This window comes from Bacillus sp. FSL W8-0770 (assembly GCF_038008705.1).
Taxonomy (GTDB): domain Bacteria; phylum Bacillota; class Bacilli; order Bacillales; family Bacillaceae_G; genus Bacillus_A; species Bacillus_A cereus.
This window is the reverse complement of sequence record NZ_JBBOZR010000001.1, coordinates 3,671,663-3,684,133: the sequence shown is the minus strand read 5'-3', so window position 1 is coordinate 3,684,133 and position 12,471 is coordinate 3,671,663. Positions and strand designations below refer to the sequence as shown.

Here is a 12,471-nt window from a genome sequence, read left to right as displayed (position 1 = left end):
GATTTGAAATGGGAAAAATAGCATTTCTTTTTCCGGGCCAAGGTTCACAGGCAGTTGGAATGGGTAAACAATTAGCAGAGAATAATAAAGAGGTTGCAAAAGTGTTTGCAAAAGCAGATGAGGTGTTGCAAGATTCACTTTCAGAAGTGATTTTTGAAGGACCGCAGGAAAAGCTTACATTAACAACAAATGCGCAGCCTGCATTATTAACAACGAGTTTTGCTATTTTGACAGCTTTGAAACAGTATGACATTACACCTGACTTTGTCGCTGGTCATAGTTTAGGTGAATATAGCGCTCTTGTAGCAGCTGGTGCATTAACTTTTGAAGATGCGATATATGCTGTAAGGAAACGCGGGGAATATATGGAAGAAGCTGTTCCGGGCGGGGAAGGTGCAATGGCAGCTATATTAGGTGCTGACCCACATATGCTGAAACAAGTTACAGAAGAAGTAACAAGTGAAGGATATGCAGTGCAAATCGCTAATATGAATAGTACGAAGCAAATTGTAATTTCTGGAACGAAGCAAGGCGTAGAGGTTGCTTCTCAAAGAGCGAAAGAAAATGGTGCAAAGAGAGCAATTCCACTAAAAGTAAGTGGGCCATTCCATTCTTCACTTATGAAGCCGGCAGCTGAGAAGTTCCAAAGTGTTTTAAATGAAATTACAATTCATGATACGAATATTCCTGTTATTGCAAATGTTACGGCGGATGTTATTACACGTGGTGCCGACATTCAAGAAAAGTTAATCGAACAGCTTTATTCGCCTGTATTATGGTACCCGTCTATTGAATGTATGGTGAAGCAGGGAGTAGATACATTTATTGAAATTGGGCCTGGAAAAGTACTTGCTGGACTTATGAAGTCAATTGATTCATCAGTGAAAGCATATGTGATATATGATGAAGAGACATTAAAAGATACCATTTCAAATTTGAGAGGAGAAAACTGATGTTAAAAGGGAAGGTAGCATTAGTAACTGGCGCTTCACGTGGAATTGGTCGCGCGATTGCGATCGATTTAGCGAAACAAGGGGCAAATGTAGTAGTAAATTATGCAGGTAATGAACAAAAAGCAAATGAAGTAGTAGATGAAATTAAGAAATTAGGTTCTGATGCAATTGCGGTAAAAGCAGATGTTGCAAATGCTGATGATGTTACAAATATGGTGAAACAAACAGTAGATACATTTGGACAAGTTGATATTCTTGTAAATAATGCTGGTGTAACAAAAGATAATTTATTAATGCGTATGAAAGAAGAAGAATGGGATACAGTTATTAATACAAACTTAAAAGGTGTATTCTTATGTACAAAAGCAGTATCTCGTTATATGATGCGTCAACGTCACGGTAGAATTATAAATATCGCTTCTGTTGTGGGTGTTATAGGAAACCCAGGGCAAGCTAATTATGTTGCTGCTAAAGCGGGTGTTATTGGATTAACAAAAACATCTGCAAAAGAGTTAGCAAGTCGAAATATTACTGTGAATGCAATTGCGCCGGGCTTTATTGCGACTGATATGACGGATGTACTAGATGAGAATATTAAAGCTGAAATGTTAAAAGTTATTCCAGCTGCTCAATTTGGTGAAGCGAAAGATATCGCGAATGCTGTAACGTTTTTTGCTTCTGATCAAAGCAAATATGTTACAGGTCAAACGTTAAATGTTGATGGCGGTATGGTAATGTAATAAAAGAATCGATTTCACCTAGTTTTTTTGGTCAATATTTAATATAATATTTGAGGGGAGGTGAATGGAATGGCAGATGTTTTAGAGCGCGTAACAAAAATCATCGTTGATCGTTTAGGAGTAGAAGAGACTGAGGTAGTACCAGCTGCAAGCTTCAAGGAAGATTTAGGAGCAGACTCCCTAGATGTAGTAGAACTTGTAATGCAATTAGAAGATGAATTCGAAATGGAAATTTCTGATGAAGATGCTGAAAAGATTGCTACTGTTGGCGATGCTGTGACTTACATAGAGAGTCATCTATAATGCTTAAGTGAAGTCCCGTTTTTTAGCGGGGCTTTCTGGCTTATATCTGGAGGGACCTATGCCGTACCGAAAATATAGAGAAAAAAAATACGAAACAAAATATCGTGAAGCATTTAAAGTGTTTCAAGAAAAGATAGGTATTACGTTTACAGATGAAAAATTATTGATTCAAGCATTTACGCATTCATCGTATGTGAATGAGCATCGAAAAAAACCGCATGAAGATAATGAGCGTCTTGAATTTCTTGGAGATGCAGTATTGGAACTGACTGTATCACAGTATCTGTTTCAAAAATATCCGACAATGAGCGAAGGAGAGTTAACAAAACTACGTGCAGCTATTGTATGTGAGCCATCTCTTGTTCGTTTTGCGAACGAATTGTCATTTGGCAGCCTTGTTTTATTAGGAAAAGGTGAAGAAATGACAGGTGGACGTGAACGACCAGCTTTATTAGCGGATGTCTTTGAAGCGTTTATTGGTGCCCTTTATCTTGATCAAGGGCTAGAAACAGTTTGGGAATTCTTAAAAGAAATTGTATATCCGAAAATTAATGAGGGTGCTTTTTCTCATGTGATGGATTATAAGAGTCAGTTGCAAGAATTGATTCAGCGTGATGGCAGTGGCAATGTTGAGTATCAAATTTTGCAAGAAAAAGGACCAGCTCACAATCGAGAATTTGTGTCACGTGTTACGTTAAATAACGTAGCTTTAGGTCTTGGTAGTGGTAAGTCGAAAAAAGAAGCAGAGCAACAAGCTGCTGCAGAAGCATTGAAAAAATTAAAAGAACAACTATAAGGAATCCCCCTTTGAATGAGGGGGATTCCTTATGCATAGAATGAAACTTTCTTTTTGTTTATAAAGAAAAAGAAGGTAAATCCGTATAATACTTGTTTTTATATAGAGAACATTTATAACGACCGAGAATAGGAGGAAGGCCTTTCGTGTTTTTAAAAAGATTAGAAATAGCAGGGTTTAAGTCTTTTGCTGAGCGTGTATCTGTTGATTTTGTCCCAGGTGTAACTTCTGTAGTAGGACCTAATGGAAGCGGGAAAAGTAATATTACTGATGCAATTCGCTGGGTACTTGGTGAACAATCTGCAAAATCATTACGTGGTGCAAAGATGGAGGATATTATTTTTGCAGGCAGTGATACGAGGAGAGCGGTTAATGTTGCTGAAGTAACAATAACTTTAAATAATGAAGATCAACGTTTACCAATTGAATACAATGAGGTGTGTGTAACACGTCGTGTATCTCGTTCAGGTGATAGTGATTTTTATATTAATAAACAATCATGTAGATTGAAAGATATTATCGATTTATTTATGGACTCTGGTATGGGAAGAGAAGCTTTTTCAATTATTAGCCAGGGGAAAGTGGAAGAGATTTTAAGTAGTAAGTCAGAAGAGCGTCGAGGTGTATTTGAAGAAGCGGCAGGCGTACTAAAATACAAACTTCGCAAAAAGAAAGCTGAAGGGAAACTAGCAGAAACACAAGAAAACTTAAATCGTGTACAAGATATAATTCATGAATTAAGTAGTCAAGTAGAACCTTTAGAAAGACAAGCTTCTATTGCGAAAGATTATCTTGAGAATAAAGAAGAATTAGAGAAAGTAGAAGCTGCGCTTATTGTTCATGAAATTGAAGAATTGCATGAGAAATGGGAAGCGCTTCGAAATCAGTTTGGGCATAATAAAAACGAAGAAGCTAAAATGTCAACGAATTTACAAAAAAGTGAAGAAGAGCTTGAGGAATTACGAGGACAATTACAAGCGGTAGACGAGTCTGTAGACTCGTTGCAAGAAGTACTTCTTCTTTCTAGTAAAGAGCTAGAAAAACTAGAAGGGCAGCGTGAGTTGTTAAAAGAAAGAAAGCAAAATGCTACGACGCATTGTGCGCAACTTGAGCAGTTAATTGTTGAATTAACTGAGAAAGCTAAAAGTTACGATGGTGAGATTGAGTCAAGTACAGAATCTTTAATGCAATTTGTGAATGAAGTAAAAGAGTTGGAGCAAAAATTGCATGATAATGAGCAACTGCTTGCTACTTTTGCTGACAATTTAGAGGAACAGATTGAGAATTTAAAAGGTGACTATATTGAGCTTTTAAATCAACAAGCTAGTCATCGTAATGAATTATCTATGATTGAAGAACAATCGAAACAGCAAACGTCTAAAAACGAACGTCTAGATGAAGAGAATGCGAAATATGTAGAAATGCGTATGGAAATTACAGCGAAAAAGACGAAACTTGTAGAAAGTTACGAACAAGCGAAAGAAAAAGTAGCTGGCATTCTCTCAAATATACAGAAGACAGAGGCGGCGCTTGGGAAATGTAAGACGCAGTATAGTGAAAATGAAACAAAACTGTATCAAGCATATCAATTTGTGCAACAGGCACGTTCTCGAAAAGAAATGCTTGAAGAGATGCAAGAAGATTATTCTGGATTCTATCAAGGTGTACGTGAAGTATTGAAAGCTAGAGAAAATAGGTTGCAAGGTATCGAGGGTGCTGTTGCGGAACTGTTAACGGTACCGAAAGAATACGAAGTTGCAATGGAAATCGCTCTAGGTGCAGCGATGCAGCATATTGTTGTACAAACAGAGGAACATGCTCGTAATGCGATTGCATTTCTAAAGCAAAATAAACATGGACGTGCAACGTTTTTACCGCAAGCTGTTATTAAAAGCAGATCGTTATCATTTGAGCAATTACGCATTGCAAATCAACACCCATCGTTTGTAGGTGTGGCGGCAGAACTTGTGCAGTACAACAATAAATATGAAAATGTAGTTTCAAATTTATTAGGTACTGTTATTGTTGCGAAAGATTTACGTGGAGCAAATGAGTTGGCGAAACAACTGCAATACCGTTATCGCATTGTAACCATCGAAGGTGACGTAGTGAATCCTGGCGGTTCTATGACTGGTGGGGCGGTAAAGCAAGCGAAATCTTCTTTATTAGGACGCCAACGTGAACTGGAAGAGTGGACTCGCAAGTTAACTGATATGGAAGAAAAAACAACGAAGTTAGAAAACTTTGTTAAAGCAGTAAAACAAGAGATTCAAGAAAAAGAAGTGAAAATACGCGAACTAAGGCAAACTGTAGAAGCAGATCGTGTAGATGAGCAGAAATTAAGAGAAGAGATTAATCGTTTAGAATTAGAAGAACATCGTATTAATGATCGGTTGTCTATTTATGATTTAGAGATTGAAGGGTTTTTACAAGATCGAGTAAAAATGCAAGGGCGTAAAGAGGAGTTAGAAGGGGTTTTAACGAATCTTCAAGCTGAAATCACTAAGTTAGATAGTAAAATTGTAGCTTTAACAAAACAAAAAAGTGAGCAACATTCTTCGAAAGAAAAAGTTCAAAAAGAAATGACTGAGTTAAAAGTGCTGGCAGCTGAAAAGCAACAACGCTTATCTAATCAAAAAGAAAAAGTTGAACGATTGACGAAGGAAAAAGAAGAAACGGATGCGACACTTGTAAAAACGAAAGAGGATTTAGCGTTCTTAAAACAAGAAATGACATCTAATTCAAGTGGTGAAGAGCAAATTACGAATATGATTGAGAAGAAAGCATATGATCGTAATCAAACTTCAGAATTAATTCGCTCTCGTCGTGAACAACGTGTATCGTTGCAAGAGAGAGTAGAACATTTAGAGCGCAATTTGAAAGAAACGACAGGTAAACATAAATATATTCTTGAAATGTTGAAAGATCAAGAAGTGAGAATAAATCGACTGGATGTAGAGTTGGAAAATAGATTACAACATTTACGTGAAACATATACGATTTCATTTGAAGCGGCAAAACTAAAATATACAATGACAATGCCTGCAGAAGATGCGCGTAAGAAAGTAAAATTAATCAAATTATCCATAGAAGAGTTAGGTACAGTGAACCTAGGGGCAATTGATGAATATGAACGTGTAGCGGAGCGTCATACATTCTTACTAGAGCAGAGAGACGACTTAGAAGAAGCGAAAGCGACATTGCACCAGCTTATTACCGAAATGGATGAAGAAATGAAAAAACGCTTTTCTACTACGTTTGAAGGCATTAGAATGGAGTTTCAATCGGTATTCTCTGAATTATTTGGAGGCGGTAGAGCGGATTTAGTAATGACTAATCCAGAGGATTTACTAAATACGGGTATTGATATTGTAGCACAACCGCCAGGGAAGAAACTGCAGAACTTAGGTTTACTTTCAGGTGGAGAGCGTGCTTTAACAGCAATTGCGCTTTTATTTGGTATTTTAAAAGTACGCCCAGTACCGTTCTGTGTACTAGATGAGGTAGAGGCAGCCCTTGATGAGGCGAATGTAGCTCGTTTTGCACAGTATTTAAAGAAATTCAGTGATGAGACGCAGTTTATTGTAATTACACATAGAAAAGGTACAATGGAAGAGTCTGATGTGTTGTACGGTGTAACAATGCAAGAATCGGGGGTATCTAAACTTGTTTCGGTTCGTTTAGACGCCGGAGAAGAACTTATTGCAAGTGAATAGGAAGGATGGGAAAGTATGAGTTTTTTTAAAAAACTAAAAGAAAAAATTTCAAAACAAACGGATACAGTTACAGAGAAATTTAAACAAGGATTAGAAAAAACGAGAAATTCATTTGCGGACAAAGTGAATGATTTAGTGTATCGTTACCGTAAAGTGGACGAAGATTTCTTCGAAGAGTTAGAAGAAATTTTAATCGGTGCAGACGTTGGCGTTGCGACGGTAATGGAATTAATTGACCAATTGAAAGAAGAAGTACAACGTCGTAACATTCAAGATCCAAAAGAAGTACAAGCTGTTATTTCAGAAAAACTAGTAGGAATTTACAAAGGTGACAGCGATTTTAGTAACGAAATTAATATGCAAGAGGACCAATTAACGGTCGTTTTATTTGTTGGTGTTAATGGTGTAGGAAAAACGACGACAATTGGTAAACTGGCGCATAAGTTTAAATCAGAAGGTAAGTCAGTCCTATTGGCGGCAGGAGATACATTCCGTGCTGGAGCGATTGAACAATTAGAAGTATGGGGCGATCGCGTTGGTGTAGAAGTGATTAAACAAGGATCTGGATCTGATCCAGCGGCGGTTATGTATGACGCTGTACAAGCAGCGAAAGCACGTAAGGTAGATGTATTACTATGTGACACAGCAGGACGCTTGCAAAATAAAGTGAACTTAATGAAAGAGTTAGAAAAGGTGAAGCGTGTAATTGAGCGTGAAGTACCAGGTGCTCCTCATGAAGTATTGCTTGTTATTGATGCAACAACAGGACAAAACGGTTTAAGCCAAGCGAAAACATTCCGTGAAGCAACGAATGTAACTGGTATTGTTTTAACGAAGTTAGATGGAACTGCTAAAGGTGGTATTGTATTAGCGATTCGTAACGAAATGGATGTACCGGTGAAGTTTGTTGGATTAGGAGAACAAATGGATGACTTGCAGCAGTTTGATCCAGAACAATATGTGTATGGTTTATTTGCGAACTTAGTAGAAACAGAAGAAGTATAAGCGAAAGAAGCGGTATTTCCGCTTCTTTTTCTATAAAAAATATATGATGTTAAGAAAAAAACTTGACACTCTTTTGGACTACATGTAAACTAATTCATGTAAAGGGAAATCACTTAACAAAGGATGATCCAACATGCTCGAAAAAACAACGAGAATGAACTATTTATTTGATTTTTATCAATCGTTGTTAACGCAAAAACAAAGAAGTTATATGTCGCTTTATTATCTAGATGATTTATCTCTTGGTGAAATTGCGGAAGAATTTGATGTAAGTCGCCAAGCCGTGTATGATAACATTAAACGGACTGAAGCGATGCTTGAAGAATATGAAGAAAAATTAGTATTACTTCAAAAGTTTCAAGAGCGACAGCGACTTGTTGCAAAGCTAAAACAGCTAATCAGCGAAGAAGAGCATGTGAATGAAGAAATGAAACAAGTTGTTGAAGCTATCGAAAAATTAGATTAGGAGGGCGGCAATATGGCATTTGAAGGATTAGCCGACCGACTTCAACAGACAATGCAAAAAATCCGCGGCAAAGGAAAAGTTTCTGAAGCCGATGTGAAAGAAATGATGAGAGAAGTTCGTCTAGCTCTTTTAGAAGCGGATGTTAACTTTAAAGTAGTAAAAGATTTTGTGAAGCGTGTGTCTGAACGTGCTGTCGGACAAGATGTAATGAAAAGTTTGACACCTGGACAACAAGTAATTAAAGTTGTACAGGAAGAACTTACAGAACTTATGGGCGGAGAGCAAAGCAAAATTGCTGTTGCTAATAAGCCACCGACTGTTATTATGATGGTTGGTCTGCAAGGTGCGGGTAAAACAACGACGACAGGTAAGCTTGCGAATTTGCTTCGTAAAAAGCATAATCGTAAACCGATGCTTGTTGCAGCGGATATTTACCGTCCAGCAGCGATTAAACAGCTTGAAACATTAGGGAAGCAATTGGACATGCCTGTATTTTCTTTAGGAGATCAAGTAAGTCCTGTTGAAATTGCGAAACAAGCGATTGCAAAAGCAAAAGAAGATCATCACGATTATGTTTTAATCGATACAGCGGGTCGCCTGCATATTGATGAAGAATTAATGGATGAATTAGCGAAAGTGAAAGAAGTTGCGAAACCGGATGAAATTTTCCTTGTTGTCGATGCGATGACGGGGCAAGACGCGGTAAATGTTGCACAAAGTTTTCATCAACAGTTAGGTTTAACAGGTGTTGTATTAACGAAATTAGATGGTGATACGCGCGGTGGTGCTGCATTATCTATTAAGGCTGTAACAAACACGCCGATTAAATTTGCTGGTATGGGTGAAAAACTAGATGCAATTGAAGCGTTCCATCCAGAGCGTATGGCATCCCGTATTTTAGGGATGGGCGATGTCTTAACATTGATTGAAAAAGCGCAAGCTACAGTTGATGAAGAGAAAGCAAAAGAACTTGAGCAAAAAATGCGTACGCTTTCGTTTACGCTTGACGATTTCCTAGAACAACTTGGACAAGTGCGCCAACTTGGGCCGCTTGATGAATTGTTAGGAATGCTTCCTGGTGCAAATAAAATTAAAGGGCTGAAAAATGCGCAAGTTGATGAAAAACAAATTGGGCATATTGAGGCAATTATTCGTTCTATGACTAAATTAGAACGAGAACAACCGGAAATAATCAATGCTAGTCGCAAAAAGCGCATTGCCAAAGGTAGCGGTACAACTGTACAAGAAATCAATCGTCTAATTAAGCAATTCGATGACATGAAAAAAATGATGAAGACGATGACGGGAATGCAAAAAGGTAAGAAAAAAGGACTAGGTGGATTGAAGTTTCCATTCATGTAAGGAAAAAAAGATGGCTCTGTTAAGAAAAAATACTTTACAAAGCAATAGTCTTTTTGCTAATATAATTATCTGTGTGAAATAAATTCGGAGGTGCTTTATAAATGGCAGTTAAAATTCGTTTAAAACGTATGGGAGCTAAAAAAACTCCTTTCTATCGTGTAGTTGTTGCAGATTCTCGTTCTCCTCGTGACGGACGTTTCATTGAGGAAATCGGAACTTACAATCCAGTTGCTCAACCAGCTGAAGTTAAGATCAACGAAGAAGCAGCATTAAAATGGTTAGGAAATGGTGCTAAACCATCTGATACAGTTCGTAACTTATTCTCTAACCAAGGTATCATGGAGAAATTCCACTTATCTAAACAAGGTAAGTAATTGAGGCAATGACTATGAAGAAGTTAGTCGAGACGATTGTCAAGCCTCTTGTCGATTATCCTGAAGATGTAAAAGTTACACAGGAACTTTGCAACGGAGAGATAAAGTATCGATTAACTGTACATCCTGAGGATGTTGGAAAAGTCATTGGAAAGCAAGGGAGAGTTGCGAAAGCGATTCGAATGCTCTTGTATTCAGTGGGACATCATAATGATGAAAAAGTAACACTGGAAATTCAATAAACGTAAAAAGGGCGAGGAGTTATTCCTCTCCCTTTTTTAACATTTAAATAGAGATTGCATGTTCCATCTGTGAAATGGAGATGCTTAATTTATATAGAAACCAGGGGTGACATACTATTTATGACAAAATGGTTTAACGTAGGGAAAATTGTAAATACTCATGGCGTAAGAGGAGAAATCCGTGTTATTTCTCGTACTGATTTTCCAGAAGAGCGATATAAAGTAGGAAACACGCTATACATATCGAATGAGAAAGGCACAGACTATCTTCCGGTAAAGGTAACTTCTCATCGCCAACATAAGACATTCGATTTATTAACATTTGAAGGATATAACAATGTAGATGAAGTAGAGAAGTTTAAAGGTTCTTTAATAAAAGTACCAGAAGAGCAGTTAGGTGAACTTGCTGAAGGTGAATACTACTATCATGAAATTATTGGTTGCAGTGTTGTAACGGAAGAAGGAGAAGCGCTAGGGACAATCAAAGAGATTCTATCTCCTGGTGCAAATGATGTTTGGGTAATTAAACGCCCGAAGGGTCAAGATCTCTTAATTCCTTATATCGATGACGTTGTACTTCAAGTTAATATTGAAAATAAATTAGTAACCATTCATGTAATGGAAGGGCTGCTATAATGAAAATTGATATTTTAACGTTGTTCCCAGACATGTTTACCGGTGTATTTGGATCTTCTATATTAAAGAAGGCGCAAGAAAAAGAAGCGGTAAACCTTCGTGTTGTTAACTTTCGTGATTATACAACAAGTAAGCATAATAGCGTAGACGATTATCCTTACGGCGGAGGAGCTGGTATGGTGCTTACTCCTCAGCCTATTTTTGATGCTGTAGAAGATTTGACGAAAGAGACAGAGCGTAAGCCGAGAGTTGTCTTAATGTGTCCGCAGGGCGAAAGATTTACGCAGAAGAAAGCGGAAGAGCTTGCAGGGGAAGAACATTTAATCTTCGTATGTGGGCATTATGAAGGATATGACGAACGAATTCGTGAGCATCTCGTAACGGATGAGATTTCTATTGGTGACTATGTATTAACGGGCGGAGAATTAGCCTCTATGGTTATTACTGATAGTGTGGTACGTCTCTTGCCAGGTGTGCTAGGAAATCATGCTTCACAAGTAGAGGATTCGTTTAGTACAGGTTTATTAGAGCATCCTCATTATACACGTCCAGCTGATTTTCGTGGTATGAAGGTACCGGATGTATTAATGTCAGGGAATCATAAAAACATTGATGAATGGCGACATAAGGAATCTTTGCGCCGAACGTATACGCGTAGACCTGATTTATTAGATGAGAGAGAGTTATCTAAACAAGAGAAAAAATGGCTTGAGGAAATAAAGCGAGAGCAGTAATAACTTCATATATTTGCTATTGCAACAGGCCTAGTAATATGCTATTATAACATTTGTGCTACTGAAATCAGTAGCCGTATTAACGATGTTCCGCTGTAATTTATTAAGACTTTATAAGAGCATCTGTTTAAAGGAGAGAATTTAATATGCAACAATTAATCGCAGAAATTACAAAAGGCCAATTAAAAACTGACCTTCCTTCATTCCGTCCTGGTGACACTTTACGTGTACACGTAAAAGTTGTTGAGGGAACTCGTGAAAGAATTCAGCTTTTCGAAGGTGTTGTAATTAAACGTCGTGGTGGCGGAATCAGTGAAACATTCACAGTTCGTAAGATTTCTTACGGTGTAGGTGTTGAGCGTACATTCCCAGTTCACACGCCAAGAATCGCGAAAATCGAAGTACTTCGCCGTGGTAAAGTACGTCGTGCTAAGTTATACTACTTACGTAACCTTCGCGGTAAAAAAGCACGTATTAAAGAAATTCGATAAGACATGTATGGGAGCTTGTAAATGCACAAGCTCCCTTTTTCCAATCTATATGAAATTTTGGTATAATACGAGCAGTTTACATAACCGTGGAGGGGAAATGCATGAAAAAAGAGAAGAGTTCACTTTGGGAATGGATTAAAGCAATTTTGATTGCTGTTGTATTAGCTGGTGTTATTAGACAGTTTTTCTTTGCGCCAATTCTCGTAGACGGGGTATCGATGGCACCTACTTTACATGATCGTGATCGAATGATTGTGAATAAAATTGGTTATCACATTGGAGATCCAAAACGCTTTGATATTATCGTATTTCGAGCAACAGAAGATAAAGATTACATTAAGCGCATTATAGGCCTGCCAGGCGATGAAATAGAGTATCGTAATGATAAACTGTATGTTAACGGAAAGGCTTATGAGGAGCCGTATTTAGACAAGCAGAAAAAGCAAATTGCTGACGGACCGCTTACATATGATTTTAATCTTGAAGAAATGACAGGCAAGAAAACCGTTCCAAAAGATCAATTATTTGTTTTAGGTGATAATCGTCGTTTTAGTAAAGATAGCCGTTCAATCGGTACGATTTCAATGGATCAAGTAATTGGTAAAGCTAATATGTTATATTGGCCGTTAGAAGACGCACGTATTGTGAAATAA

Annotated in this window: 14 protein-coding genes; all 14 read left to right on the top strand. The window is 37.6% G+C overall.

Annotation, left to right across the window (positions count from 1 at the left end):
- Positions 1–8 precede the first annotated feature (8 nt).
- The 14 genes from fabD (at position 9) to lepB (ending at position 12,471) form a co-directional block, all read left to right on the top strand.
- Positions 9–953 carry an ACP S-malonyltransferase gene (fabD, locus tag NST27_RS18805; protein ID WP_000515909.1) on the top strand — a complete coding sequence of 315 codons (945 nt, stop codon included), beginning with the start codon at positions 9–11 and terminating at the stop codon, positions 951–953.
- The gene (gene fabG / locus NST27_RS18800) at positions 953–1,693 is read left to right on the top strand and encodes a 3-oxoacyl-[acyl-carrier-protein] reductase (RefSeq protein ID WP_000911768.1); all 741 of its coding nucleotides are present in this window, start codon (positions 953–955) and stop codon (positions 1,691–1,693) included. Before fabD ends, fabG begins: the two co-directional genes overlap by 1 nt.
- 69 nt (positions 1,694–1,762) lie before the next feature.
- A complete protein-coding gene (acpP, locus tag NST27_RS18795; RefSeq protein ID WP_000786062.1) occupies positions 1,763–1,996 on the top strand; it encodes an acyl carrier protein in 234 nt (77 codons plus the stop codon).
- Between the two features lie 58 nt (positions 1,997–2,054).
- A complete protein-coding gene (gene rncS, locus NST27_RS18790) occupies positions 2,055–2,792 on the top strand; it encodes a ribonuclease III (RefSeq protein ID WP_001146875.1) in 738 nt (245 codons plus the stop codon).
- Positions 2,793–2,938: 146 nt separating this feature from the next.
- The gene (gene smc, locus NST27_RS18785; protein ID WP_047386702.1) at positions 2,939–6,508 is read left to right on the top strand and encodes a chromosome segregation protein SMC; all 3,570 of its coding nucleotides are present in this window, start codon (positions 2,939–2,941) and stop codon (positions 6,506–6,508) included.
- 15 nt (positions 6,509–6,523) lie between these two features.
- The gene (gene ftsY, locus NST27_RS18780) at positions 6,524–7,513 is read left to right on the top strand and encodes a signal recognition particle-docking protein FtsY (RefSeq protein ID WP_000007655.1); all 990 of its coding nucleotides are present in this window, start codon (positions 6,524–6,526) and stop codon (positions 7,511–7,513) included.
- 133 nt (positions 7,514–7,646) lie between these two features.
- Complete coding sequence (locus NST27_RS18775) at positions 7,647–7,979, top strand: putative DNA-binding protein (protein ID WP_000891062.1); 333 nt, start codon at positions 7,647–7,649, stop codon at positions 7,977–7,979.
- A gap of 12 nt (positions 7,980–7,991) precedes the next feature.
- The gene (ffh, locus tag NST27_RS18770; RefSeq protein WP_047386697.1) at positions 7,992–9,341 is read left to right on the top strand and encodes a signal recognition particle protein; all 1,350 of its coding nucleotides are present in this window, start codon (positions 7,992–7,994) and stop codon (positions 9,339–9,341) included.
- A gap of 101 nt (positions 9,342–9,442) precedes the next feature.
- Positions 9,443–9,715, top strand: coding sequence for a 30S ribosomal protein S16 (rpsP, locus tag NST27_RS18765; RefSeq protein WP_000268750.1), 273 nt, complete (start codon positions 9,443–9,445; stop codon positions 9,713–9,715).
- Between the two features lie 14 nt (positions 9,716–9,729).
- Positions 9,730–9,957: a KH domain-containing protein gene (locus NST27_RS18760; protein WP_000737401.1), complete on the top strand. Its 228-nt coding sequence runs from the start codon at positions 9,730–9,732 to the stop codon at positions 9,955–9,957.
- Between the two features lie 120 nt (positions 9,958–10,077).
- A complete protein-coding gene (gene rimM / locus NST27_RS18755) occupies positions 10,078–10,593 on the top strand; it encodes a ribosome maturation factor RimM (protein ID WP_000170278.1) in 516 nt (171 codons plus the stop codon).
- Positions 10,593–11,327: a tRNA (guanosine(37)-N1)-methyltransferase TrmD gene (trmD, locus tag NST27_RS18750; protein ID WP_000686903.1), complete on the top strand. Its 735-nt coding sequence runs from the start codon at positions 10,593–10,595 to the stop codon at positions 11,325–11,327. Before rimM ends, trmD begins: the two co-directional genes overlap by 1 nt.
- Before the next feature lie 146 nt (positions 11,328–11,473).
- Positions 11,474–11,818, top strand: a complete 345-nt coding sequence (rplS, locus tag NST27_RS18745) for a 50S ribosomal protein L19 (protein WP_001186516.1) — start codon at positions 11,474–11,476, stop codon at positions 11,816–11,818.
- Between the two features lie 101 nt (positions 11,819–11,919).
- Positions 11,920–12,471, top strand: coding sequence for a signal peptidase I (gene lepB, locus NST27_RS18740; protein WP_000711853.1), 552 nt, complete (start codon positions 11,920–11,922; stop codon positions 12,469–12,471).